Below are 25162 nucleotides of genomic sequence, written 5' to 3' on the forward strand. Positions count from 1 at the left end.
TCGCTTAGGTTACCCTTTATTTTTCGTTTTATTCGAACTTTGTAATCTTTCATATACAGTAGAAAGTACTTGCTCAAATTTCCCTGTCGTTTTCGGTTTATAATATTGTTTGTTTTTTATTTTATCAGGTAAGTATTGTTGTTGTACCCAGCCATTTGGATGGTCATGTGGATATAAGTATCCAATGCCTCTTCCAAGTGATTCTGCGCCTTTGTAATGACTGTCTTTTAAATGACTTGGAATGTCGCCTGTTTGACCGTTACGTAAATCGTGCAATGCAGCATCAAGTGCTTTATAAGCTGAGTTTGATTTTGGTGATAGGCAAAGCTCGATAACAGCATTTGCAAGTGGTATGCGTGCCTCCGGGAATCCAACTCGTTCAGCGGATTCTATAGCTGCTAGTGTACGAGGTCCGGCTTGCGGGCTAGCAAGTCCGATATCTTCATATGCCATAATAAGAAGACGTCTACCAATGCTTTGTAAATCACCAGCTTCAATAAGACGTGCTAAATAGTGAAGTGCTGCATTTACATCACTTCCGCGTACCGATTTTTGAAATGCCGATAATACGTCATAATGAGCATCACCGCCTTTGTCGTGAACGAAGCTCTTTTTTTGCAAGCATTCTTCTGCAATTTCTAGCGTAATTTCCGCAGCTTTGTCGTCCGTTGTAAAGCTAGATAAAACAGCAAGTTCAAGTGCATTATAAGCGGAACGCATGTCTCCACCAGATGCATTTGCGAAGTGATGTAATGCTTCCGGCGTAACCGTTACATCATATTCCCCAAGACCTTTTTCTTTATCTTTAAGTGCTCGTTTTAAGCCAATTAAAAGATCATCTTCTGTTAATGCGTGTAATTCGAAGATTTGACAACGACTTCGAATAGCAGAATTAATAGCATGGAACGGATTACTCGTTGTTGCACCGATTAAGGTAAGGAGTCCGCTTTCTAAATGAGGTAATAGAAAATCCTGTTTTGCTTTATCTAGACGGTGTACTTCATCTAAAATTAAAACGAGGTGTCGATGCATCTTTGCTTCTTGTACGACAACTTCCATATCTTTTTTATTATGAGTAACAGCGTTTAATAGGCGAAAAGGGGTTCCAGTACTTCCTGCAATTGCGCTCGCAATGGATGTTTTTCCTGTGCCTGGAGGGCCGTATAAAATCATAGATTGAAAATGATTTGCTTGGACCATTCGCCATAAAATTTTTCCTTCACCAACTAAATGTTGTTGTCCGATAATTTCTTGAATATTTGTAGGGCGCATTCGATGTGCGAGTGGTTGTTTCATTTTTACCGTCTCCCTTAATGTATAATCTCTTTCTATCGTATCATTTTTTTTAGTGGAATTTGAAATAGGATTCTGTTTTGTGGAAAAAATGAATATAAATATTTTCATTTTTCTTTCAATTGTAATAATTTCCGAGTTTTTCAATGTGATTTTATGTTATCATTTTGATACACAAGTTGAAATTTCTTATAATACTATATTATGCTATAATTTCATAGGATTTTAAATTGTGTTCTTTTATAAATAAGATATAACCAATAGAAGTGAAAATTTGAAAAGAGGTGCAAAATAGATGAAGATTTCAACGAAAGGCCGCTACGGCTTAACAATTATGATCGATCTTGCAAAAAAGTTTGGTGAAGGTCCAATTTCCTTAAAATCAATTGCGCAGGCACATGATTTATCGGAACATTACTTAGAGCAATTAATTTCACCACTTCGTAACGCTCGTCTAGTAAAGAGTACGCGTGGGGCATATGGCGGATATGTATTGTCTGATCAGCCAGCTAACATTACAGCTGGGGATGTAATCCGTGTATTAGAGGGTCCGATTAGTGTTGTAGAAATGATAGAAGAAGAGGAACCAGCACAACGCCAATTATGGATGCGCGTTCGTGATGCGGTGCAAGAAGTGTTAGATAGTACAACGTTAGAAGATTTAGTACGTTATGAGGAAGAAAATCACGGGGGCTATATGTTTTACATTTAATTCCTTGTGAAACGATTTGGAAAGAAGGAGATTTAATGGAACGCATTTACTTAGATCATGCTGCGACATCTCCGACTCACCCAGAAGTGGTCGAAAAGATGATTCCATATATGACAGAAACATTCGGGAACCCGTCTAGTATTCACTTTTATGGACGTCAAACGCGCCATGCAGTAGATGAGGCGAGACGCGCGGGAGCACGTAGCATTCATGCGAATCCGAATGAAATTATATTTACGAGCGGTGGTACAGAAGCGGATAATTTAGCACTTATAGGTGTAGCACGTGCGAACCGTCATAAAGGTAACCATATTATAACGACGCGAGTTGAACATCATGCAATTTTGCATACGTGTGAATTGTTAGAGCGCGAAGGGTTTGAAGTGACATATTTACCTGTTGATGAAACAGGACGCGTTCAAGTTTCTGACATACAAAATGCATTAACAAAAGAGACGATTCTCGTATCCGTTATGTTTGGGAATAATGAAGTCGGGACGATGCAACCAATCGCGGAAATAGGGAAGTTGCTAAAAGAGCATCAAGCTTATTTTCATACAGATGCGGTACAAGCTTACGGATTAGTAGAAATAGATGTGAAAGAGTTCGGCATTGATTTATTATCGATTTCAGCTCATAAAATTAATGGACCAAAAGGTGTAGGGTTCCTATACGCTGGTGCAAATGTGAAATTTGAACCGTTATTAATAGGCGGGGAGCAAGAAAGAAAACGCCGTGCTGGTACTGAAAATGTACCGAGTATCGTTGGTTTGCAACATGCAATTTTGTTAGCTGAAAAAACTCGTGAGCAAAAAAATGCCCAATATGAAGAGTTTAAAGATATAATGGTATCTGTCTTCAAAAATGAAGACATTACTTTCGAGGTAAACGGAAACTTAGAATATCGCTTACCACATGTGCTTAATATCAGTTTTACAGGAATGAACATTGAACCGTTCCTTGTGAACTTAGATATAGCTGGCATTGCGGTGTCAAGTGGCTCGGCGTGTACAGCTGGTTCGATTGATCCATCACATGTATTAGTAGCGATGTTCGGAAAAGACTCCGATCAAATACGTTCATCCGTACGCTTTAGTTTCGGACTTGGAAATACGAAAGAGCAAATTGAGAAAGCGGCGTACGAAACAGTGAAAATCGTGAAGCGATTAACACAAAATTAGCATGGGAGGTGACATGATGAACAAACTACCTCAAGAAACACGCGTTGTCATCGGGATGTCCGGTGGCGTCGATTCATCTGTAGCAGCTCTTTTATTAAAAGAGCAAGGTTATGATGTAATCGGAATTTTTATGAAAAACTGGGATGATACAGATGAGAATGGTGTCTGCACAGCAACAGAAGATTACAATGATGTAATTGAAGTGTGTAACCAAATTGGCATTCCATATTATGCAGTAAACTTTGAAAAACAATACTGGGATAAAGTATTTACGTACTTCCTAGATGAGTACCGAGCTGGCCGTACACCAAACCCAGATGTAATGTGTAATAAAGAAATTAAATTTAAAGCATTTTTAGAGCATGCGATTGCGCTTGGTGCTGATTATGTAGCGACAGGTCATTATGCACGCGTTGCTTATATGGACGGCGAATATAAAATGCTTCGCGGCGTGGATGATAATAAAGACCAAACGTATTTCTTGAATCAATTAAGCCAAGAGCAATTATCAAAAACAATGTTCCCATTAGGTGAATTAAAGAAACCGCAAATTCGTGAAATGGCGACAGAAGCTGGTTTAGCGACAGCGGCGAAGAAAGATAGTACTGGTATTTGCTTTATCGGTGAGCGTAACTTTAAAGATTTCTTAAGCAACTATTTACCAGCGCAACCAGGTGTGATGCAAACATTATCTGGTGAAGTGAAAGGAAAACATGACGGTTTAATGTACTATACAATTGGACAACGTCATGGTCTTGGTATTGGTGGTAACGGTGATCCGTGGTTTGCTGTTGGGAAAAACTTGAAAGAAAACATTTTATATGTTGATCAAGGATTCCATAACGAACTTTTATATGGTGATGAAGTTATTGCTACGAATATCGGCTGGGTAAGTAATGAAGCGAAAGAAAAAGAATTTAAGTGCACAGCGAAATTCCGTTATCGTCAAGAAGACAATAAAGTAACGGTTCAAATCGTTGATGAAAATACAGTTCGTATTCTTTGTGATGAGCCAATTCGTGCAATTACACCAGGACAAGCAGTTGTTTTCTATGATGGAGATGAGTGCTTAGGCGGTGCTACAATTGATGAAGTATATCGTAGTGGTAAGAAATTGGATTATTTAGGATAAAATGAGAAGCCTCTGCCGATTAGCGGTTAGAGGTTTCTTTTACATAAAGCGAATTTTCGTTCGCTTGGAAAATACATTCTTTGTTATAATTTGTTGTAGAGGTGAAGGACATGTCAAACAAACTTGAAACAGGTATTCAATATATGCAAGAAGGAAACTGGGAAGAAGCTGCTAAAAATTTCACAGAAGCAATCGAAGAAAATCCGAAAGATGCGCTTGGATACATTAATTTTGCGAACTTATTAGATGTACTAGGTGATAGTGAAAGAGCAATTTTATTTTATAAACGTGCATTAGAATTAGATGATAAATCTGCGGCTGCTTATTATGGATTAGGAAATGTATATTACGGTCAAGAGCAATTTGCAGAGGCAAAGGCTGTATTTGAACAAGCGATGCAAGCGGGATTACAATCAGCTGATGTAACATTTATGTTAGGTATTACACATGTGCAACTTGGAAATGATCGTCTTGCACTGCCGTTTTTACAAAGAGCAACAGAATTAGATGAAAACGATGTAGAAGCTGTGTTTCAGTGCGGACTTTGCTTTGCACGTTTAGAACATATTCAAGAGGCGAAACCTTATTTTGAAAAGGTATTAGAAATGGATGAAGAGCATGCAGATGCGTATTATAATTTAGGTGTTGCGTACGTATTTGAAGAAAATAACGAGAAGGCTCTTACTTTATTTAAGAAAGCAACTGAAATTCAGCCAGATCACTTTTTAGCTGGCAATGGTGTTCGTTTATTGGAGCAAGAAGCTGAATAAGATGAAAATATAGTTTAATGGGTAGTTATCCCTCATCTAAATAGGTGGGGGATGTACTGCTCATTAAAGCGAAACGAACCGGAAAGGAGAGGAAAGATGGGAAATCAACATGCAATGGATTTGTTTGAGGAAGATAAAAAGTTTATAAAAGCGCAAGTTCTTCATACCATTTTCCACAACGAAGAAAACCTCTATTCCGTTGTCAGTATGAAAGTCATTGAGACGAATGAAACGTACGACGAAAAAAAAGTGATGATAAACGGTCATTTTCCCCGCATGCATGAAGATGAAGTGTTTACATTGACAGGGCATTTTAAAGACCATCCGAAGTATGGGAAACAATATTTAGTTGAAACATTTAAGAAAGAATTGCCGCAAACAAAAGCTGGTATGGTGCAATATTTAGCGAGTGATTTATTTAAAGGGATAGGAAAGCGTACAGCTGAAAAAATTGTGGATCATCTTGGGGAACATGCCATCTCTAAAATTATGGATGATCCGGATGCGTTAAATGGTGTTGTCAATAAGCAAAAAGCTCAAGAAATATATGAGACAATTGTTGAACATCAAGGGCTAGAGAAAGTAATGAGTTTTTTAAATGGTTACGGTTTTGGAACGAAGCTTTCTATTAAGATTTACCAGCAATATAAAGAGATGACATTAGAAGTGATTCGTAATAATCCGTATAAGCTTATTGAAGAAGTGGACGGGATTGGATTTGGAAGAGCGGATGATATAGGACGTGCGTTAGGTATATCGGGTAATCATGATGACCGTGTACGTGCGGGTTGTTTTTATACGTTAGAGAATGTTTCATTGCAACTTGGTCATGTTTATATGGGGAAAAATCAACTTGTAAGAGAAACGATGTCACTTTTAAATAATCAAGAAGGAAGAGTGACCGAGGAAGACATTGTAGCTTGCGTTGAAATGATGCAAAGTGAAGGGAAAGTTATCATAGAAGAAGAACGAGTGTATTTAGCATCGTTATTTTACTCAGAAAAAGGTGTTGTAAAGTCTATTCGCAGGCTTATGAATCAGGAGGAAACACCTTCATTTCCTGAAGCAGAAGTGTTAAAGACGTTAGGCCAAATTGAAGAACAACTGAACGTACAGTATGCACCGTTTCAGCAAGAAGCGATTCAAACGGCACTTCATAAACCGATGATGTTATTGACAGGTGGACCAGGAACAGGGAAAACAACAGTTATTAAAGGAATTGTTGAAATGTATGCGTCACTTCACGGGCTATCGTTAAATCCGAATGAATACAGTGACGATAATCCATTTCCGATATTATTAACGGCCCCAACAGGAAGAGCAGCGAAGCGAATGAGTGAATCAACAGGGCTTCCAGCTTGTACAATTCACCGTTTACTTGGCTGGACCCCAGAAGGGTCTTTCCAGCGTAATGAAACGGATCCGGTACAAGGGAAATTGCTCATTATTGATGAATTTTCAATGGTTGATATTTGGCTTGCAAATCAGCTGTTTAAATCATTGCCGACTAACATTCAAGTTATCGTTGTAGGTGATGAAGATCAATTACCATCTGTAGGACCTGGACAAGTGTTGAAAGATTTATTGAATGCAGGTGCAGTTCCAACAGTGAAGCTTACTGAAATTTATCGTCAAGCGGAAGGCTCATCTGTTATTCAACTCGCCCATGCGATAAAAAATGGAACGCTCCCACCAGATTTAGCACAAAATCAAAAAGATCGTTCATTTATCGGCTGTACAGGAGCTCAAATTGTTGAGGTTGTTAAGAAGGTTTGTGAAAATGCTAAGACAAAAGGGTTTAGCGCAAGAGATGTACAAGTACTGGCCCCGATGTATCGTGGCCCTGCCGGCATTAATGTACTAAACGAAGCGTTGCAAGAAGTGTTTAATCCGAAAAGGGAAAAGAGTAAAGAAATTGCTTACGGTGATGTTGTATACCGAAGAGGCGATAAAGTACTGCAACTCGTTAATCAACCGGAGAGCCAAGTGTTTAATGGTGATATCGGAGAAATTGTTTCGGTGTTTTATGCGAAAGAGAACGTTGAACAACAAGATATGATTATCGTTTCATTTGATGGAATTGAGGTAACGTATACAAAGCCAGACTTAAATCAAATTACACATGCCTATTGCTGTTCGATTCATAAATCGCAAGGTAGTGAGTTTCCGATTGTGATTATGCCGATAGTGAAAAGTTACAATCGTATGTTACGTCGTAATTTAATTTACACTGGTATTACAAGAAGTAAAAAGTTCCTCATTATTTGCGGGGAGGAAGCAGCTTTCCAATCTGGTGTAAATCGCCTTGATGATGCAATGCGTCAAACGACTTTAGCGAATCGTTTGCAAGAATCACAAGGAGAAGTACAGATGGTAACAGTTAATGGCGAAGAAATGGACGTGGAAAACATTTCACCGTATGATTTCATGTAACAAGGTGAAATTATATAGTGAAACTTTCAAACGTATAACGTTGAAAGGCTCCAGTAATGTATAAATGAATGCGGTTTGGACATAATGGCGAATAGAATCTGGGAGACTGTAAGGAGATGAAAGCCATATGTTCATTTGTCCAAATTGCAAAGGGAAAGACATTGGAAAAATAGGTGTCAACCAATTTTATTGCTGGAATTGTTATATCGAATTATCGGTTTCAAAAGGGAAAATCCATACGCATCAAGTAGAGGAAGATGGTTCATTAAGCTCTCTTGATGATTTATTTGATGAGAACGAAAGAACGATCGGATAACGAAAAGGGGGATTTACTTTGAATCTACGCAATTCATTAATCGCATTAGGTGTTGGAGCGGCAGCATATCAATATGCTCGCAAGCAAGATGTATTTTCAAAACGCAATATGAAAAAAGCACGTAAGATGATTAAATCTTATCTATAAGCGCAAAAAACTCCCTTCATGATAAGGGAGTTTTTTTATGCACTTGTATGTAAATATAAAAGTCCGATTTCAGAGAAGAGATACGATAGGCCGTAACATCCAACGCCAAGCATTCCGTAATGAAATAACTGCTTCGCCCTTTCTTTTCGCGAGGAACGAATAAAAAAACCTTTCCAAATCCCAAACCCGATACAAACCCATTCAAGAATCATAAAAAGTGCTGATAATACGAGCATAAATAAAACCATTATTAGCCCTCCTGATTATATTGTTTCATGCTGCATTCTCAGGGGTGGTTGTCCTTGTTATGTTATGTATATGTATGTCTTTACAAAACAGTATGGTCTGCACGAAAAGATTTTAAAACTTTTGCACATAACCTACCCTGTTTATTTTCAAAATAAAGGTGGAGGAGGTTTTTCGTGTGAAGAATCTTAAAATCATTTGGATATATCGTTTAGGGTTATTGTTACTTGTATTTCTTTGTTTACTTGTCTTTTTAAAAATTAAGCCGCTATGGGCACCGATTATTTTTGTATTTAAAGTGGCAATTACACCGTTTCTTATTGCATGCTTTATTGCGTATTTATTGCATCCTTTAATTGAAAAAATTCATAAAGAAGGGATGCCACGTACACTTGCTATTTTGCTTATTTACATCCTTTTCTTTGGCGGAATTGGTTATGGGATTTATAAAGGAACGCCAGTTGTTATTAAACAGTTACAAGAGATTAATGAACAATTTCCGCAGTTTACAAAAATGTATGATTCTTGGATGGATGGCGTCACAGAACAAACAGCAAATTTCCCATCATTTATTCATGAAAAGGTGAAACAAATTTTTGTTGGTGTAGAAACGAAGATACAATCACTTTTAAATAAAGTGATGAGTACGGCTCGTGGCGTACTGGATTCGTTGCTTATTATTTTCTTAATACCGTTCATTGTATTTTACATATTAAAAGATTACGGTGAATTTTATCACATCTTTTGGAAACTAGTCCCAAGTAAGTGGCGTAGTACAGGGCAAATGCTGGCGAAAGAAATTGATAAGTCACTCGGAAGTTATATTCGAGGACAGTTATTTGTTTGCTTAGTATTAGGGGGAGTATCTGTTCTTTCCTTTTGGTTTATCGGTATGAAATATCCATTATTACTCGGCATTATTATTGGGGTAACGGATATAATCCCGTACTTCGGTCCTATTTTAGGGGCGATTCCGACATTGATGATTGCGGCAACGGTATCAACGAGTTTACTCATTAAGGCGGGAATTACGATTGCTATTTTGCAATTTTTGGAAAGTAACATTTTATCACCTTACATCGTTGGTAAGTCACTTCGTATGCATCCTGTTATTATTATGCTTGCATTACTAGTTGGAGGAGAGATAGCTGGGATTGTAGGATTACTAATATCAGTTCCAATTTTAGCGGTTATTCGTACAGTGATTGTTCATGTAAGACCTCTTTGGAAAAAAGAAGATGTGTAATATGAAAGCCCTCTACTTATAAAAGTAGAGGGCTTTCATTATTTAGAGAGTTGCTCGTGTATTTGTTGAACGAGAGAGCTTACATCATTTGTTTGAATATGCTTTATTTTTTTCCATTCATTATCGTACATAAATATAATTTGATTGCTGAAAAGCCGCTTTTGCTCTTTTAGATTAGAAATGTTTGCAAAAGAGTACTCTTCAAATATTGGGTTCTTACTTACATCTGGTCCATAAAAGAAGAGCCGTTTGTTCGTTAAAAATAACAGTCCTGGTCTTGCAACGGAACGATAAATAAATATATCTAATGAACATGCAGTGTAAAATAATATCGTTTCGTCAGTCGTTAATATGTTTTTAGCCTTGTTCAATAAAGTTGTCATTTTGCTCGCTCCTTTATTATTGATAATCTAATTATAACAAAAAAATAATATTCTGAAAAAAACATAGAGGTAGTACAATTTATTAATAAATGCATAATATATTGAAAGGCTGTTAAGAATGAATAGTAGAATAACTATGGTTAATGCAATATAAATGATTATCTACATTGACAAACTTAAGAGAATTCTATTATATTTAGTCATATAATACATTAAATCAATGACGGAAAAAGTACGTTACAGTCCATTTATAGAGAGAAGCTTCCATATGGCTGAAAGAAGCTTTAAATGAAGGGTAACAGAAAGCTAATCCTGAGAGCAGCTAATCACTGCCGTCTTGCCACGTTACGGCACCATGAGGTGATGAATTGATTGTTATAATAATCAATTCATAATTAGGGTGGTATCGCGAGTTAACTCTCGTCCCTTTTATAGGGGCGGGAGTTTTTTATATTTAAGGAGGAAAATACAATGAAACAACTAACAGGCGCACAAATTCGTCAAATGTTTTTAGACTTTTTCCAAGAAAAAGGACATGCAGTAGAACCTAGTGCATCACTAGTTCCGCATGAAGATCCATCTCTGTTATGGATTAACAGTGGTGTAGCGACATTAAAAAAATATTTTGATGGACGTGTAATCCCGCAAAATCCACGTATTACAAATGCCCAAAAATCAATTCGTACAAACGATATTGAAAACGTAGGGAAAACAGCTCGTCACCATACATTCTTTGAAATGTTAGGAAACTTCTCAATCGGTGATTACTTTAAAGAAGAAGCAATTACTTGGGCTTGGGAATTCTTAACGAGCGACAAATGGATCGGATTCGATAAAGAATTACTATCAGTTACAATCCATCCAGAAGATGAAGAAGCATTCACAATTTGGAATGAAAAAATGGGTGTTCCAAAAGAGCGCATCATCCGTTTAGAAGAAAACTTCTGGGATATCGGTGAAGGACCAAGCGGACCGAATACAGAGATTTTCTATGACCGCGGAGAAGCTTATGGTAATGACTTTAGTGATCCAGAATTATATCCAGGCGGAGAAAACGAGCGTTACTTAGAAGTATGGAACCTTGTATTCTCTCAATTTAACCATAATCCAGACGGTTCATATACACCGCTTCCTAAGAAAAACATCGATACAGGGATGGGTCTAGAGCGTATGACATCTATCGTTCAAGATGTACCTACAAACTTTGATACAGACTTATTCATGCCGATGATTGGTGCAACAGAAACAATTTCTGGTGAAAAGTATCGTAATGGTGACTTAGAAAAAGATATGGCGTTTAAAGTAATCGCTGACCATATCCGTACAGTAACATTTGCTGTAGGTGATGGTGCTCTTCCATCTAACGAAGGCCGTGGTTATGTATTACGTCGTTTATTACGCCGCGCGGTTCGTTATTCGAAGAAATTAAACATCAACCGTCCATTCATGTTTGAATTAGTGCCGGTTGTTGGAGAAGTAATGAAAGACTTCTACCCAGAAGTACTTGAAAAGAAAGATTTCATAGCAAAAGTTGTGAAAAACGAAGAAGAGCGTTTCCATGAAACACTTCATGATGGGGAAGCAATTTTAGCTGAAGTTATCACAAAAGCAAAAGAAGAAAAAACAACTGTTATTTCTGGAGTAGATGCGTTCCGTCTATATGACACATATGGTTTCCCGATTGAATTAACAGAAGAATATGCAGAAGAAGCTGGTATGACAGTTGATCAGGAAGGCTTTGAAAGTGAAATGGAAAAACAACGTGAGCGCGCACGTGCTGCTCGTCAAGACGTTGATTCTATGCAAGTTCAAGGCGGTGTCCTTGGAGAAGTGAAAGTAGCGAGCGAGTTCGTTGGTTACGGTACAGTTGCAACAGAAAGTAACGTTGTTGCACTTGTGAAAAACGGTGAATACACAGATAGCTTACAAGCTGGTGAAGAAGGGCAATTAATGCTTGATGTAACACCATTCTATGCTGAGAGCGGTGGACAAATTGCAGACCGTGGTTACCTTCTTGCTGACGGCGTGAAAGTACTTGTAAAAGACGTACAAAAAGCACCAAATGGTCAAAACTTACACAAAGTTGTTGTTGAAGAAGGTACATTAACGAAAGATGCGGCTGTGAAAGCTATTATCGACACGAAAAACCGTAGTAGCGTTGTGAAAAACCATACAGCAACTCACTTACTACACCAAGCATTAAAAGACGTACTTGGAACGCATGTTAACCAAGCAGGTTCTCTTGTAACTTCTGAACGTTTACGTTTTGATTTCTCTCACTTCGGTCAAGTACAAGCTGACGAATTAGAAAAAATTGAGCGTATCGTAAACGAGAAAATTTGGGAAAGTATTGATGTTGAGATTTCTCAAAAAGCAATTGAAGAAGCGAAAGAAATGGGCGCAATGGCATTATTCGGTGAAAAATACGGTGATGTTGTACGCGTTGTACAAGTAGGCGATTATAGCTTAGAGCTTTGCGGTGGTTGTCACGTTGATAACACAGCTTCAATTGGTATTTTCAAAATCGTTGCTGAGTCTGGTATCGGTGCAGGAACGCGTCGTATTGAAGCAGTAACTGGTAAATCTGCATACGAATTAATGAACGATCAAGTAGGTTTATTAAAAGAAGCAGCAGGAAAAATGAAAACAAACCCGAAAGATATTTTAACAAGAGTGGATGGTTTATTTGCTGAAGTAAAACAACTTCAAAAAGAAAACGAATCTCTTGCTGCAAAATTAAGCAATATTGAAGCTGGAAACTTAACTGATTCAGTAATGACAGTTGATGGCGTAAACGTATTAGCAGCGAAAGTAAACGTTGCAGATATGAACAACTTACGTACGATGATGGATGACCTGAAAAATAAATTAGAGTCTGCAGTTGTCGTATTAGCGTCTGTAAATGATGATAAAGTAAACATCTTAGCTGGCGTAACGAAAGATTTAATTAGCCAAGGTTACCATGCTGGTAAACTTGTGAAAGAAGTAGCTTCTCGTTGTGGCGGCGGTGGTGGTGGCCGTCCTGACATGGCTCAAGCAGGCGGTAAAAACCCAGCGCAAGTTGAGGAAGCTTTAGCATTTGTACAAGAGTACGTTAAATCTGTTTCAAAATAAAGAGATAGTAGTGTACAATGGTAGGGAGAGGAGAAGTTCTTCTCCCTATACTTACTATATAAGTGAGGTGCTTGAAATGGACGGTTTTGATAAAACAATGAAGTTTAGCATTCAAGATGAAAAACAGAGTGTCCATGTAAATGATGTACTTTTAACTGTGTATGATGCACTTCAAGAAAAAGGCTATAATCCGATTAACCAAATCGTCGGTTATTTATTAAGTGGAGACCCAGCATACATACCTCGCCATAAAGATGCACGAAGCATCATTCGCAAGCTTGAACGTGATGAGTTAATTGAAGAGCTTGTGAAGTCGTACTTGAAACATCATCGTGAGGAGTAGTTTATGCGGATATTAGGTTTAGATGTAGGTACAAAAACAGTCGGAGTTGCAATGAGCGACGAAATGGGCTGGACAGCGCAAGGGCTGGAAACAATCAGGATTAACGAAGAACGAGGCCACTTTGGTTTTGATCGTATTTCTGAGTTAGTAAAGCAGTACAATGTGGACAAAATAGTAGTAGGTTTACCTAAAAATATGAATGGTACAATTGGCCCACGTGGTGAAGCGTGCCAGCAATTTGCAGAAAACCTGCGAAATCTGTTACAATTAGAAGTTGTAATGTGGGACGAGCGTTTGTCAACGATGGCAGCGGAACGTCTGCTCATTTCAGCTGATGTGAGTCGTAAGAAGCGAAAACAGGTAATCGATAAGATGGCTGCAGTCGTAATCTTACAAGGATTTTTAGATAGTAAATAAGAGGTGACCAAAATGGAAGAAAATCAAATTACAATTGTAGACGAAAAAGGTAACGAACATTTATGTGAAATTATTTTCACTTTTGATGCTGAAAAATTTGGCAAAAAATCATACGTAGTCTTCTCTCCAATCGGTGAAGTAGACGAAGATGGAGACCCAATTTATGATGCAATGGCTTATGAGCAAAATGAAGAAGAGGGCGGAAGTTTACTTCCAATCGAATCTGAAGAAGAGTGGGAAATGGTACAAGAAATGTTCAACACTCTAGCTGATGAGCAAGAAGCTGAATAATAAGTACTGAAAAGGTGGACGACATATAGTCCACCTTTTTTTATATGTAAAATGAAAGATTTTTTGTCGAAACCGTGTAATCCTTTGTAGTATAATGAGACGGATTGTAGAAAAATAAAATGTCTATCTAAAAAAAGATAAATAAATTTATTGTGTTTTTATATCGTGTTGTATAGAAAGATATACATACGGTCTACAATTTAATTAAGGAGGAAGAGTGTTGATAGAGAATCAAGTGAAAAAAAAGCGTAGACGTCTTTTTTTATTTTCGATTATTGCACTGCTTTTAGTTTGTGGTTCAGTCTATGCGTATATTTCATCCGCATTAGGACCAGTTGATAGCGGGAATAAAAAAGAGATTGAAGTAGAAATTCCAAAAGGATCATCTACTAGTAAAATTGGTGAGATTTTAGAAGAAAAAGGTGCTGTGAAAAACGGTACAGTTTTTAGTTTTTATACAAAGGCTAAATCTAAAAATTTACAAGCGGGTACATATTTATTAAATCCTTCAATGAGTGCCTCAGATGTTATTGAACAAATGTCATCTGGTAATGTACATCGTCCAGCTCTTTATAAAGTGACGATAAAAGAAGGTGCACAAGTAACTGAAATTGCAGAAACGGTTGCAAACGAATTAAAGTGGAATAAAGATGATGTCGTACGTCAATTAAACGATAAAGCATTTATTCAAAAAATGCAGCAAAAGTATCCGAAGTTGTTAACGGATAAAATCTTTGATAGCAATATTAAATATCCATTAGAAGGTTATTTATATCCTGCGACGTACTCTTTCTATAAAAAAGATACGACGTTAGAAGAAATTGTAATTTCAATGCTTGAGAAAACGAATGCAATCATTGTTCAAAACGAGGCAAAAATGAAAGCGAAAAACTGGGATGTTCATCAGCTTTTAACATTGTCTTCACTTATTGAAGAAGAGGCAACAGGCTTTACAGATCGTCAAAAAATCTCTAGTGTCTTTTATAATCGTTTGGAAAAAGGTATGCCCCTGCAAACTGATCCAACGGTATTATATGCACTTGGAAAGCATAAACAACGTGTATTATACGAAGATTTAAAGATAAACTCACCGTACAATACGTATGTTGTGAAAGGATTGCCGGTTGGTCCGATTGCAAACTCTGGTAAACATTCAGTGGAAGCGGCGTTAGAGCCTGCACAAACAGATTATTATTATTTCTTAGCTGCACCAACTGGTGAAGTGTACTATGCGAAAACATTGGAAGAGCATAATACATTAAAGCAAAAATATATTACGAAAAAACAGTGAAATGGGGAGGGATAGCGAAAAATGTCGCACATCCCTCTTTTTTGTGGTAAAATATATCGGGTTAAAAACTGGCAGAAGAATCGTTTTTAATATCAAAACGGGACGTACAAGCTAAGGATGAAGCTGGCTTGTATTTTTATTGCATTCTATGTGTGAAAAGACGTCATAGAGGCACTTCTCCATGTAAATAAGGAGGACCATTATGGAGGATGCAGTTAACGAGTACCTATTATCATTTATTGATCCGAAAGATAAATTAATTCTTGAAATGGAAGATTATGCGAAAGAAAATCATGTGCCGATTATGGATCGACTTGGAATGGAATTTATGTTGCAATTTTTACGTTTAATTGGACCAAAAAGCATTTTAGAGCTTGGTACAGCAATTGGTTATTCTAGTATTCGTATGATGCAAGCTATTCCAAATTCTCGCATTGTGACAGTTGAACGCAATCGTGAGCGATATGAAAAAGCACTTGAATATATAGAACGTTCATCAGTTAAAGAGCGTATTTCTGTTATTTACGGTGATGCGTTAGAAACAGGTGAGCAAGTAGAAGAACATGGAACGTTTGACGTTATTTTTATTGATGCAGCAAAAGGACAATATCGTCGCTTTTTTGACTTATATGAACCGTTATTAAACCCTGGTGGCGTAATTATTTCAGATAATGTTATGTACCATGGCCTTGTAACGACAAAAGAGAAAATTGAAAACAGACGTACACGTGGTTTAATCCGTCGTATTAAGACGTACAATGAATGGCTTATGAACCATGAAGGATATGATACAACGATTTTCCCAATTGGTGATGGAGTAGCTGTTAGTAAAAAGAGAGGGTGACCAAGGTATGAAGAAACCTGAATTGTTAGTAACGCCAAAAGCAGTAGTGGATATCGAACCTCTTGCGAAAGCAGGAGCAGATGCGGTAATGATCGGTGAGCAAAAGTTCGGTTTACGTTTAGCAGGGGAATTTTCACGTGAAGATGTGAAACAAGCTGTGAAGATTGCGCATGAAAATGGTGTAAAAGTATACGTAGCAATGAACGCTATGTTCCACAATGATAAAGTAGACGAATTAACAGATTATGTTGCATTTTTAAACGAAGTAAGTGTAGATGCAATTGTTTTCGGAGACCCAGCAGTATTAATGGCGGTCCGAGAAGTAGCGCCAAATATGCAATTGCACTGGAATACAGAAACAACAGCAACAAACTGGTTTACTTGTAACTACTGGGGACAAAGAGGAGCAAAACGCGCTGTATTAGCTCGTGAGCTTAGCTTAGATGAAATTGTTGAATTAAAAGAAAATGCTGAAGTGGAACTTGAAGTACAAATTCACGGTATGACTTGTATGTTCCAATCGAAACGTTCCTTAGTAGGAAACTACTTTGAGTATCAAGGACGTAATCTTGACATTGAAAAGAAAAAATATGAAGAGAATATGTTCTTATATGACCCAGAGCGTAACAATAAATATCCAATTTATGAAGATGAAAATGGTACTCACATTATGAGTCCAAACGATATTTGTTTCATCGATGAGTTAGAAGAACTAATTGACGCTGAAGTCGCTAGCTTAAAAGTTGATGGTGTACTAAAAAGCTCTGCATACATTATTGAGGTAACGAAGAAATATCGTAAAGCAATTGATTTATGTGTAGAAGATCGTGATGCGTATTATGACGTGAAAGACGATTTATATAAAGAGATAGAAGAAATGCAACCAGTAAATCGTCCGTTAGATACAGGATTCTTCTTTAAAGAGACGGTTTACTAAAAGAGGAGGGTGTAGGAAATGACTGTACAAGAAATTTCACGAGTAATCGATGGCAAACGCGTTATTGTGAAGAAACCTGAACTGTTAATCCCTGCGGGTAACTTAGAAAAATTAAAAGTAGCTATCCATTATGGGGCAGATGCTGTATATTTAGGTGGACAAGAATTTGGTCTTCGTTCGAATGCAGGTAACTTTACACTGGAAGAAATGGCAGAAGGTGTTGAATTTGCAAAGAAATATGGAGCAAAAATATATGTAACAACAAATATCTTTGCACATAATGAAAATATGGACGGGCTAGAGGAATATTTAAAAGGGATTGAAAAAGCTGGCGTAACGGGAATTATCGTTGCTGATCCGCTTATTATTGAGACTTGTAAACGTGTAGCGCCTTCTGTTGAAGTGCATTTAAGTACACAACAATCACTATCCAACTGGAAAGCAGCACAGTATTGGAAAGAAGAAGGTTTACATCGTCTTGTATTAGCTCGTGAAGCAAGCTATGAAGAAATGAAAGAAATTAAAGAAAAAGTGGATATTGAAATTGAAGCATTCGTCCATGGTGCAATGTGTATCGCATATTCAGGCAGATGTACGTTAAGTAACCATATGACAGCACGTGACTCTAACCGTGGTGGTTGTTGTCAATCTTGCCGTTGGGACTATGATTTAGTTCAAACAGTATCACAACATAAAGATGCAAAAGAGCTTCCTCTATTCCAAGAAGAAGATGCTCACTTTGCAATGAGTCCAAAAGACTTAAATTTAATTTTATCAATTCCGAAAATGATTGAAATTGGAATTGATAGCTTAAAAGTTGAAGGACGTATGAAATCAATCCATTACGTAGCAACTGTAGCAACGGTATACCGTAAAGTAATTGATGCGTATTGTGCGGATCCGGATAATTTTGAGTTTAAACAAGAATGGTTAGATGAGCTTGATAAATGTGCAAATCGTGATACAGCTCCCGCATTCTTTGAAGGGGTTCCAGGACATCAAGAGCAAATGTTTGGAAATCATAGTAAGAAAACAACGTATGATTTCGCTGGTTTAGTGTTAGATTATAATGAAGAAACAGGCATCGTAACGATTGAGCAACGTAATCATTTCAAACCAGGACATGAAGTGGAGTTCTTTGGGCCAGAAATAGAAAACTTTACGCAGACGGTGGAGAAAATTTGGGATGAGGATGGAAACGAATTAGATGCAGCGAGACATCCGCTGCAAATCGTGAAATTCAAAGTGGATCAACCAGTGTATGTGAATAATATGATGCGCAAAAGCATACTTCAATAAGAAAGAGTTGATAGTCGAATGGGGACGAATAAGCCTGTTGTAATTGGAATTGCTGGTGGTTCGGGATCAGGTAAAACGAGTGTAACGAAAGCGATTTTTGACCATTTTAAAGGTCATTCTATTTTAATCTTAGAGCAAGATTATTATTACAAAGATCAAAGCCATTTACCAATGGAAGAGCGTTTAAAAACAAATTATGATCATCCGCTTGCGTTTGATAATGATCTGTTAATTGAACATTTGCAGCAGTTACTTGCATATGAGCAAATTGATAAGCCTGTATATGACTATACATTGCATACGCGTTCAGAAGAAGTTATTCCAGTTGAGCCGAAAGATGTAATCATTTTAGAAGGAATTCTTATTTTAGAAGACCCACGTCTTTGTGAGTTAATGGACATTAAGCTATTCGTTGATACAGATGCAGATCTTCGTATTTTACGCCGCATGCAGCGTGATATTAAGGAACGCGGCCGTACGATGGATTCAGTTATTGATCAATACGTAAGTGTTGTACGTCCAATGCACAATCAATTTATTGAGCCTTCTAAGAAATTTGCGGATATTATTATCCCTGAAGGTGGACAAAACCATGTTGCAATTGATATTATGGTGACAAAAATTGCAACAATTCTTGAACAAAAAGTAAATTTGTAATAGCATAGTAAAAGATATACGATAGGAAGGGATTTTTTCCCTTCCTATCGAATACAATGAAACATGCAACCTCATCTATATATAGGTGAGGGCATATTTATATCAACTTTCCATACATATCTTCTTTATATAAAGAGGAATTGGGAATACGGGGTTGTATGTGACAACTCCGCTAGTACAGGCGTGCTAGAAACCTCCGCTATACATATAAGTGGGGGAGTTTTCATATGGAACTCCTCTTTTTTTTCGGGGGATTGGTATATAAAAGGAGTGGAAAATATGGCAACAGAAAAAACATACCCTATGACGCAAGAGGGTAAGCAAAAGCTAGAGAACGAACTTGAAGATTTAAAAACGGTAAAACGTAAAGAGGTTGTAGAGCGAATTAAGATTGCACGTAGCTTCGGAGATCTTTCTGAGAACTCTGAGTACGATGCAGCGAAAGATGAGCAAGCGTTCGTAGAAGGACGTATTACACAATTAGAAAACATGATTCGTAACGCAGTTATCATCACAGATAACGGCGAAGAGTCTACAGTTGTTACATTAGGTAAAACAGTAACATTTAAAGAGTTACCAGGTGGAGATGAAGAATCTTACACAATCGTAGGTAGCGCAGAAGCAGATCCATTTGAAGGAAGAATTTCTAACGATTCTCCAATTGCAAAAAGCTTATTAGGTAAGCAAATTGGTGAGAAGGTAGCAATCCAAACTCCAGGTGGAGAAATGCAAGTAGAGATTATCTCTGTAAAATAATAAAAAATCACTCGTGTAAAAGCGAGTGATTTTTTTATTTGTATAAAAGATGAAACACTCCGTCCAAACTATAATAGACGAGGTGTTTTTTTATGAAAATAAAACGGAGAATTACAATTGTTTTAATTTGTTTTATATGTATCATGTTTATTTTACTTTGTCGTTTAATTCAAATACAAATTATAGATACAGAATCATTTACAGATCGTAAGATAAATTTAATTGAAAAAAGTGTTACACAACGGACGCAGTCCATTACGGTAGATGATGGACGAGGCCATTTTATAGATCGGAACGGTAAGGAAATAGGTGAGAAAAAGTATCCTGTTTTAATTGTTTTTCCATTTCTACAAATAAAAAATGACATGTTAGAGAAAATTGCGCATATCATTGGTGTGTCGAGACAAGAGATTGAAAGTCAAATGAAAGACAAGAAAAGTGCATTTATCATGCAAAGGGGAAATGGTCCATTTCGCTTGGCACGAGAGCAGATGGAGAAGGTAAATCAATTAAATGTATTAGGTATTGTAGCAGCTGAAGTTCGTTTACGGCAAACTGGCAGGGTGAATCATTTAATTGGCGATGTGGGGGAGAATGAACGAGAATTTCAAAAACGATACGGAGAAGTAAGAAAGATTTCAAGACAAACGCCAATTGGTATTTCAGGATTGCAGCAATCATTTGATGAATTTCTTTTGACCGATGGAGAGGCAAAAGTATTGTATCAAGTGGACCGACAAGGGGAACCGATTTTTGGAAAACAAGCGAAATATACTGCGCCTGGAAATCCGTTTTATCCAGTGACGATTCAAACAACTTTACATAACAGGTTACAGCAAAAAGTAGAAGAAGTGGTTGAAGCAAGCGAAATAAAGAAGGGGGGATTAGTATTACTTGATGTAAAGACAAATGAAATTTTAGCGATGGTCAGTAAACCATCTGTGCAGGTGAAGGATGAGCGTTTATATACAACTACACTTGAAAATCAAATGTTGACACCACATTTTCCCGGTTCTGTTTTTAAAACAATAGTTGCAGCGGCAGTGATTGATCAAAATGAAAATGTGTTTAATCGTACATTTAATTGTAATCAAGATTTATATGGTGAAGACCACCCACAAGTTATGATGGGTACACTTAGTTTTAAAGAGAGCTTTGCTAGAAGCTGTAACAGGACATTTTCAGAGTTAGGTAATGAGCTAATACAAAAGGATAAGATGGTGTTAGAAACTTACGTAGCAGCGTTAGGAGCCGCTGGTAAGGTTGGATGGAAAGGTTCTGTATTTCATACAACTCATTTTGAGCAAATGCCAGAGGAGAAGAGGGTTACGATTTGGGGTAGTGAAGGAAATAAGAATAGTAAAAAGGCGGTAGCGCAAACAGCAATTGGACAGAAAGATGTACGTATGTCACCTCTAGCGATTGCAAATATGATGGCGACGATTGCTAGAGGTGGAGAAAAGATGGAAGTGAAAGCTGTGGAAAAAATAATGTATAAAAATGGAACGGACTTCTATACATTTGAAGACCATACATTAGGTGGAAAACAGCTTTCCTATGAAACGGTGAAAACATTACAAGAGTTATTAAGGGGCGTTGTAACAACGGAGAAAGGAACAGGAGTAGCATTCAGGTCGTTACCACTAAGTGTCGCTGGAAAATCTGGGACAGCGCAAACAGGAAAAGGGACGAAAGTGAATCGTTGGTTTGCAGGTTATTTTCCATATGAAAATCCAAGATATGCTTTAGTTGTCGTGGATATAGAGACGAATAATAATGTAAATAAAGTTACACCTATTTTCAAAGCTATCGTAGAATCAATCTATCGATTAGAGAATGAAAAGTAATCTTGCAATTCATAGTGAAATGTTTTCATTTCGTGAAAATATTATTGTAAATGTTCAACCTTTCTAGATTTAATGTTACAATAGCAAGTATGAAAAACTGCATGGAGGTTTGAAGAATGGCAGGAGGATCTAGATTCCAACAGAAACAACAAAAACGTCGTCAAAACGGTGTTTTAAATATTGCAATTGCAATTGTATTAATATTAGTAGCTATTGTATCATATCAATTGTTTGTTCCTGAAAGAAAAGAAGAAGCGTCTTCTAGTGATAAAAAAGTAGCTCAGCAAACAACGAAAGAGAATAAGTCTGAGAAAGCTAAAGGCAAAGAAGAGACGAAGAAGAACGAGCAAGATAGGGCAGAGGCTAAGAAGAAGGAAGAAGAGAAGCAAAAGGCTGAAGAAGAACAGAAAAAAGCTGAAGAAGAAGCGAAAGCTAACGAGAAAGTACCAGCTGAAAAAACACAGCCAAAGGCAACTGACGCTTATACGAAATCTTCTTGGAAGCCAGTAGGTACAGAGCAAGGTGCGACACCTGCGATGACGTTTAAAAAAGGTACAGCAGATTGGAATGAGATGAATCAAGCTATTTCAGCTGCAATTGACGTTCCAGTAGAGCAATTAGTTATCCATAGAATTGGAAATAACGGTAAAAATAAAGCTTACGGTAACGTACAAGATAAACAATCAGGTAAAAAATATTATGTGAATATTGATTGGGTAGATAATGAGGGCTGGAAACCGGTACTTGTTCAAACTCTAAACTAAAAAAAGAGAAGCTCCTTAGGAGCTTCTCTTTTTTAGTTAGCGTAATTTCTTTAATTTAAAATGAACAACCGCGCTATAATATGGCCTTTTGCTTTCGGGATCCATAACCATTTGATGCGAGATGTGATGAACTTCAAGCATAAGTGCTTTATTATTATCGATTTGTTCACTAATTTTTCGTTCCAAAGAAGCTAAGTCTCCTGCTTCGAAAAACTCTACTTTATCTTCTAACATTTCAAAGGTAAATGACACGAAGACGACCCCTCTCCTATGTAATCAACTATAGTGTAACAAAGAAAAGAAGGAAATACCATGTACATTTCAATTGACATTTTTAGAAAGAGGGCATATTATACTGATAAAACCGATAAGAAAAAGGGGAATTTTTATGGGTACAGAATTTAATGGTTTATTTGATGAGTGGGCTCATACGTACGACTCATTTGTACAAGGCGAAGATATACAATATAAAGAAGTTTTCGCCCATTATGAGGACATTCTAGAGGATGTAGTTAACAAGTCATTTGGTAATGTATTAGAATTTGGTGTTGGTACTGGCAATTTAACAAATAAATTATTGTTTGCTGGACGCACAGTTTACGGTATAGAACCGTCACGTGAAATGCGCATGATTGCAAAAGAGAAATTGCCAAAAGAATTTTCCATTACAGAAGGTGATTTTCTTTCGTTTGAAGTCCCAAATTCAATTGATACCATAGTAAGCACCTACGCATTTCATCATTTAACAGATGATGAAAAAAATGTAGCGATTGCGAAATATAGTCAATTGCTAAACAAAGGTGGTAAAATAGTGTTTGCTGATACGATATTTGCAGATCAAGATGCATATGATAAAACTGTTGAAACAGCAAAACAAAGAGGTTTCCATCAGTTAGCAAACGATTTGCAAACGGAATACTATACACGTATTCCAGTCATGCAGTCTATTTTTGAAAACAATGGCTTCCATGTAACGTTTACGAGATTAAATCATTTCGTTTGGGTAATGGAGGCAACTAAGCAATAGAAAGAGGGATTAGATTGAGAATTGCTGTAATTGGAGCAATGGAAGAAGAAGTACGTATTTTACGTGACAAATTAGAACAAGCAGAAACAGAAACGGTTGCGGGTTGTGAATTTACGAAAGGACAATTAGCAGGACATGAAGTGATCTTGTTAAAGTCTGGTATTGGTAAAGTAAATGCAGCGATGTCAACGACAATTTTATTAGAAAGATATAAGCCTGAAAAAGTAATTAATACTGGTTCAGCTGGTGGCTTCCATCATTCTCTAAATGTTGGAGATGTAGTTATTTCAACAGAAGTTCGTCATCATGACGTAGATGTAACAGCATTTAACTATGAGTATGGTCAAGTACCAGGAATGCCACCTGGATTTAAAGCTGATGAAGCATTAGTTGCATTAGCTGAGAAATGTATGCAGGCAGAAGAAAATATTCAAGTTGTAAAAGGTATGATTGCAACAGGTGATTCATTTATGAGTGATCCGAACCGCGTTGCAGCAATTCGTGATAAATTTGAAGACCTTTATGCATTAGAAATGGAAGCAGCAGCTGTTGCACAAGTATGCCACCAATATGAAGTTCCGTTTGTTATTATTCGTGCACTTTCTGATATTGCTGGTAAAGAATCAAATGTTTCATTTGATCAATTTTTAGATCAAGCAGCTCTTCATTCGACAAACTTTATCGTAAAAGTACTAGAAGAGTTAAAGTAATGTAACAAAAAGGCAACTGTCTCATATAAAGAGAATACATACAGTTGCCTTTTCTTTATTGGCAAATAAGGGGGAGAACACGATGAATGTATATCGTGGAGTTCATGAGTTGATTGGTCATACGCCAGTTGTAGAAATTACTCGTTTTTCACTTCCGGAAGGGGTCCGTTTATTTGCAAAGCTTGAATTTTATAACCCAGGTGGAAGCGTTAAGGACCGTTTAGGAAGAGAATTAATTGAAGATGCGCTAGAAAAAGGGCTTGTTACCCAGGGTGGAACAATTATTGAACCGACTGCTGGAAATACTGGTATTGGACTGGCACTTGCAGCGTTACAACATGATTTACACGTTATCGTTTGTGTACCAGAGAAATTTAGTATTGAAAAGCAAGAACTAATGAAAGCACTGGGTGCAACGGTTGTGCATACACCAACTGAGCAAGGAATGACCGGCGCAATTGCAAAAGCAAAAGAATTAGTAAATGAAATACCGAATTCATACTCTCCAAGTCAGTTTGCGAATGAAGCAAACCCGCGTGCTTATTTCAAAACATTAGGACCTGAACTTTGGGATGCACTGAACGGAGAGATTAACATATTTGTTGCAGGAGCAGGAACTGGTGGTACATTCATGGGGACTGCATCTTATTTGAAAGAAAAAAATATAGATATAAAAACGGTTATTGTCGAACCAGAAGGATCTATTTTAAATGGTGGTAAAGCTGGTTCGCATGAAACAGAAGGGATTGGCCTTGAATTTATCCCGCCATTTTTGAAAACATCTTATTTTGATGAAATTCATACAATTTCTGATCGAAATGCATTTTTACGAGTGAAGGAATTAGCGCAAAAAGAAGGACTGCTCGTTGGGAGCTCTTCCGGAGCAGCATTTCATGCAAGTTTACTTGAAGCAGAGAAAGCGGCGCCAGGTACAAATATTGTAACGATTTTTCCTGATAGTAGTGAGCGCTATTTAAGTAAAGACATATACAAAGGATGGGAATAA

27 protein-coding genes and 1 other annotated feature are annotated in these 25162 nt (G+C 37.2%); of the genes, 23 read left to right on the forward strand and 4 right to left on the reverse strand.

Annotated features, from left to right (window positions below; translation table 11 throughout):
• Positions 1–9 precede the first annotated feature (9 nt).
• On the reverse strand, positions 10–1296 hold the full coding sequence (locus DN394_RS01135) for a replication-associated recombination protein A (protein WP_097915741.1): 1287 nt from the start codon (positions 1294–1296) through the stop codon (positions 10–12).
• A gap of 292 nt (positions 1297–1588) precedes the next feature.
• Between DN394_RS01135 and cymR the strand changes: the two genes are divergently transcribed.
• From cymR to DN394_RS01170, 7 genes are all read left to right on the forward strand, one after another.
• Positions 1589–2005, forward strand: a complete 417-nt coding sequence (cymR, locus tag DN394_RS01140) for a cysteine metabolism transcriptional regulator CymR (RefSeq protein ID WP_000704116.1) — start codon at positions 1589–1591, stop codon at positions 2003–2005.
• A 35-nt stretch (positions 2006–2040) separates the two neighbouring features.
• Positions 2041–3186: a cysteine desulfurase family protein gene (locus DN394_RS01145; RefSeq protein ID WP_097915743.1), complete on the forward strand. Its 1146-nt coding sequence runs from the start codon at positions 2041–2043 to the stop codon at positions 3184–3186.
• A 16-nt stretch (positions 3187–3202) separates the two neighbouring features.
• Positions 3203–4318, forward strand: a complete 1116-nt coding sequence (mnmA, locus tag DN394_RS01150) for a tRNA 2-thiouridine(34) synthase MnmA (RefSeq protein ID WP_001038022.1) — start codon at positions 3203–3205, stop codon at positions 4316–4318.
• A 110-nt stretch (positions 4319–4428) separates the two neighbouring features.
• A complete protein-coding gene (locus DN394_RS01155) occupies positions 4429–5088 on the forward strand; it encodes a tetratricopeptide repeat protein (protein WP_000066396.1) in 660 nt (219 codons plus the stop codon).
• A gap of 96 nt (positions 5089–5184) precedes the next feature.
• A complete protein-coding gene (gene recD2 / locus DN394_RS01160; protein WP_046958828.1) occupies positions 5185–7521 on the forward strand; it encodes an SF1B family DNA helicase RecD2 in 2337 nt (778 codons plus the stop codon).
• A 127-nt stretch (positions 7522–7648) separates the two neighbouring features.
• Positions 7649–7837, forward strand: a complete 189-nt coding sequence (locus tag DN394_RS01165) for a hypothetical protein (protein ID WP_000469281.1) — start codon at positions 7649–7651, stop codon at positions 7835–7837.
• An 18-nt stretch (positions 7838–7855) separates the two neighbouring features.
• A complete protein-coding gene (locus DN394_RS01170) occupies positions 7856–7984 on the forward strand; it encodes a YrzQ family protein (protein ID WP_001053553.1) in 129 nt (42 codons plus the stop codon).
• Positions 7985–8019: 35 nt separating this feature from the next.
• Here DN394_RS01170 and DN394_RS01175 read toward each other — a convergent pair whose 3' ends face one another.
• Positions 8020–8232 (reverse strand): hypothetical protein, encoded by a 213-nt coding sequence (locus DN394_RS01175; protein WP_000242555.1) that lies wholly within the window; start codon positions 8230–8232, stop codon positions 8020–8022.
• A gap of 176 nt (positions 8233–8408) precedes the next feature.
• Here DN394_RS01175 and DN394_RS01180 point away from each other — a divergent pair, with 176 nt between their 5' ends.
• Positions 8409–9476, forward strand: a complete 1068-nt coding sequence (locus DN394_RS01180; RefSeq protein ID WP_048541428.1) for an AI-2E family transporter — start codon at positions 8409–8411, stop codon at positions 9474–9476.
• A 38-nt stretch (positions 9477–9514) separates the two neighbouring features.
• On the opposite strand, the gene DN394_RS01185 is transcribed toward DN394_RS01180, so the two are convergent.
• Positions 9515–9859 carry a PH domain-containing protein gene (locus DN394_RS01185; protein WP_046958829.1) on the reverse strand — a complete coding sequence of 115 codons (345 nt, stop codon included), beginning with the start codon at positions 9857–9859 and terminating at the stop codon, positions 9515–9517.
• A gap of 211 nt (positions 9860–10070) precedes the next feature.
• Positions 10071–10290, forward strand: a binding site (T-box leader).
• Positions 10291–10330: 40 nt separating this feature from the next.
• Between DN394_RS01185 and alaS the strand changes: the two genes are divergently transcribed.
• The 12 genes from alaS (at position 10331) to DN394_RS01245 (ending at position 22419) form a co-directional block, all read left to right on the forward strand.
• Positions 10331–12973, forward strand: a complete 2643-nt coding sequence (gene alaS / locus DN394_RS01190; protein ID WP_046957596.1) for an alanine--tRNA ligase — start codon at positions 10331–10333, stop codon at positions 12971–12973.
• A 76-nt stretch (positions 12974–13049) separates the two neighbouring features.
• Positions 13050–13316 carry an IreB family regulatory phosphoprotein gene (locus DN394_RS01195; RefSeq protein WP_000348590.1) on the forward strand — a complete coding sequence of 89 codons (267 nt, stop codon included), beginning with the start codon at positions 13050–13052 and terminating at the stop codon, positions 13314–13316.
• Between the two features lie 3 nt (positions 13317–13319).
• Complete coding sequence (gene ruvX, locus DN394_RS01200; RefSeq protein ID WP_001221204.1) at positions 13320–13733, forward strand: Holliday junction resolvase RuvX; 414 nt, start codon at positions 13320–13322, stop codon at positions 13731–13733.
• 12 nt (positions 13734–13745) lie between these two features.
• Positions 13746–14024 carry a DUF1292 domain-containing protein gene (locus tag DN394_RS01205; protein WP_000392245.1) on the forward strand — a complete coding sequence of 93 codons (279 nt, stop codon included), beginning with the start codon at positions 13746–13748 and terminating at the stop codon, positions 14022–14024.
• Between the two features lie 220 nt (positions 14025–14244).
• Complete coding sequence (mltG, locus tag DN394_RS01210; protein WP_046956306.1) at positions 14245–15315, forward strand: endolytic transglycosylase MltG; 1071 nt, start codon at positions 14245–14247, stop codon at positions 15313–15315.
• Between the two features lie 202 nt (positions 15316–15517).
• Entirely contained in the window at positions 15518–16159 is a 642-nt protein-coding gene (locus tag DN394_RS01215; RefSeq protein ID WP_046956307.1) for an O-methyltransferase, read from the forward strand.
• Between the two features lie 7 nt (positions 16160–16166).
• Positions 16167–17096: a peptidase U32 family protein gene (locus DN394_RS01220; protein WP_000742789.1), complete on the forward strand. Its 930-nt coding sequence runs from the start codon at positions 16167–16169 to the stop codon at positions 17094–17096.
• Positions 17097–17114: 18 nt separating this feature from the next.
• Positions 17115–18395, forward strand: coding sequence for a peptidase U32 family protein (locus DN394_RS01225; RefSeq protein WP_000217969.1), 1281 nt, complete (start codon positions 17115–17117; stop codon positions 18393–18395).
• A gap of 18 nt (positions 18396–18413) precedes the next feature.
• On the forward strand, positions 18414–19052 hold the full coding sequence (udk, locus tag DN394_RS01230; RefSeq protein ID WP_000537082.1) for a uridine kinase: 639 nt from the start codon (positions 18414–18416) through the stop codon (positions 19050–19052).
• 279 nt (positions 19053–19331) lie between these two features.
• On the forward strand, positions 19332–19808 hold the full coding sequence (gene greA, locus DN394_RS01235) for a transcription elongation factor GreA (RefSeq protein WP_000179964.1): 477 nt from the start codon (positions 19332–19334) through the stop codon (positions 19806–19808).
• Between the two features lie 92 nt (positions 19809–19900).
• Complete coding sequence (locus tag DN394_RS01240; RefSeq protein ID WP_097915746.1) at positions 19901–21655, forward strand: peptidoglycan D,D-transpeptidase FtsI family protein; 1755 nt, start codon at positions 19901–19903, stop codon at positions 21653–21655.
• A 116-nt stretch (positions 21656–21771) separates the two neighbouring features.
• Positions 21772–22419: a YrrS family protein gene (locus tag DN394_RS01245; RefSeq protein WP_046956309.1), complete on the forward strand. Its 648-nt coding sequence runs from the start codon at positions 21772–21774 to the stop codon at positions 22417–22419.
• 36 nt (positions 22420–22455) lie between these two features.
• On the opposite strand, the gene DN394_RS01250 is transcribed toward DN394_RS01245, so the two are convergent.
• Positions 22456–22671 carry a YrzA family protein gene (locus DN394_RS01250; protein WP_000010984.1) on the reverse strand — a complete coding sequence of 72 codons (216 nt, stop codon included), beginning with the start codon at positions 22669–22671 and terminating at the stop codon, positions 22456–22458.
• Positions 22672–22807: 136 nt separating this feature from the next.
• On the opposite strand from DN394_RS01250, the gene DN394_RS01255 reads away from it, so the two are divergent.
• From DN394_RS01255 to DN394_RS01265, 3 genes are all read left to right on the forward strand, one after another.
• The gene (locus tag DN394_RS01255) at positions 22808–23446 is read left to right on the forward strand and encodes a class I SAM-dependent DNA methyltransferase (RefSeq protein WP_000536314.1); all 639 of its coding nucleotides are present in this window, start codon (positions 22808–22810) and stop codon (positions 23444–23446) included.
• A 14-nt stretch (positions 23447–23460) separates the two neighbouring features.
• Positions 23461–24156, forward strand: coding sequence for a 5'-methylthioadenosine/S-adenosylhomocysteine nucleosidase (mtnN, locus tag DN394_RS01260; RefSeq protein WP_149293548.1), 696 nt, complete (start codon positions 23461–23463; stop codon positions 24154–24156).
• An 82-nt stretch (positions 24157–24238) separates the two neighbouring features.
• On the forward strand, positions 24239–25162 hold the full coding sequence (locus DN394_RS01265; protein ID WP_046956310.1) for an O-acetylserine dependent cystathionine beta-synthase: 924 nt from the start codon (positions 24239–24241) through the stop codon (positions 25160–25162).

Origin of the sequence: Bacillus sp. BB081, from assembly GCF_008368895.1 — a bacterium.
Taxonomy (GTDB): Bacteria; Bacillota; Bacilli; order Bacillales; family Bacillaceae_G; genus Bacillus_A; species Bacillus_A wiedmannii.

Coding starts and splice junctions, on each gene's coding strand:
- DN394_RS01215 (WP_046956307.1), top strand. CDS start 15,518: ATGGAGGATGCAGTTAACGAGTACCTATTATCATTTATTGATCCGAAA.
- ruvX (WP_001221204.1), top strand. CDS start 13,320: ATGCGGATATTAGGTTTAGATGTAGGTACAAAAACAGTCGGAGTTGCA.
- DN394_RS01255 (WP_000536314.1), top strand. CDS start 22,808: ATGGGTACAGAATTTAATGGTTTATTTGATGAGTGGGCTCATACGTAC.
- DN394_RS01220 (WP_000742789.1), top strand. CDS start 16,167: ATGAAGAAACCTGAATTGTTAGTAACGCCAAAAGCAGTAGTGGATATC.
- alaS (WP_046957596.1), top strand. CDS start 10,331: ATGAAACAACTAACAGGCGCACAAATTCGTCAAATGTTTTTAGACTTT.
- recD2 (WP_046958828.1), top strand. CDS start 5,185: ATGGGAAATCAACATGCAATGGATTTGTTTGAGGAAGATAAAAAGTTT.
- DN394_RS01175 (WP_000242555.1), bottom strand. CDS start 8,232: ATGGTTTTATTTATGCTCGTATTATCAGCACTTTTTATGATTCTTGAA.
- udk (WP_000537082.1), top strand. CDS start 18,414: ATGGGGACGAATAAGCCTGTTGTAATTGGAATTGCTGGTGGTTCGGGA.
- DN394_RS01265 (WP_046956310.1), top strand. CDS start 24,239: ATGAATGTATATCGTGGAGTTCATGAGTTGATTGGTCATACGCCAGTT.
- cymR (WP_000704116.1), top strand. CDS start 1,589: ATGAAGATTTCAACGAAAGGCCGCTACGGCTTAACAATTATGATCGAT.
- DN394_RS01155 (WP_000066396.1), top strand. CDS start 4,429: ATGTCAAACAAACTTGAAACAGGTATTCAATATATGCAAGAAGGAAAC.
- DN394_RS01135 (WP_097915741.1), bottom strand. CDS start 1,296: ATGAAACAACCACTCGCACATCGAATGCGCCCTACAAATATTCAAGAA.
- DN394_RS01240 (WP_097915746.1), top strand. CDS start 19,901: ATGAAAATAAAACGGAGAATTACAATTGTTTTAATTTGTTTTATATGT.
- DN394_RS01195 (WP_000348590.1), top strand. CDS start 13,050: ATGGACGGTTTTGATAAAACAATGAAGTTTAGCATTCAAGATGAAAAA.
- DN394_RS01145 (WP_097915743.1), top strand. CDS start 2,041: ATGGAACGCATTTACTTAGATCATGCTGCGACATCTCCGACTCACCCA.
- DN394_RS01185 (WP_046958829.1), bottom strand. CDS start 9,859: ATGACAACTTTATTGAACAAGGCTAAAAACATATTAACGACTGACGAA.
- DN394_RS01165 (WP_000469281.1), top strand. CDS start 7,649: ATGTTCATTTGTCCAAATTGCAAAGGGAAAGACATTGGAAAAATAGGT.
- mnmA (WP_001038022.1), top strand. CDS start 3,203: ATGAACAAACTACCTCAAGAAACACGCGTTGTCATCGGGATGTCCGGT.
- greA (WP_000179964.1), top strand. CDS start 19,332: ATGGCAACAGAAAAAACATACCCTATGACGCAAGAGGGTAAGCAAAAG.
- DN394_RS01225 (WP_000217969.1), top strand. CDS start 17,115: ATGACTGTACAAGAAATTTCACGAGTAATCGATGGCAAACGCGTTATT.
- DN394_RS01205 (WP_000392245.1), top strand. CDS start 13,746: ATGGAAGAAAATCAAATTACAATTGTAGACGAAAAAGGTAACGAACAT.
- DN394_RS01245 (WP_046956309.1), top strand. CDS start 21,772: ATGGCAGGAGGATCTAGATTCCAACAGAAACAACAAAAACGTCGTCAA.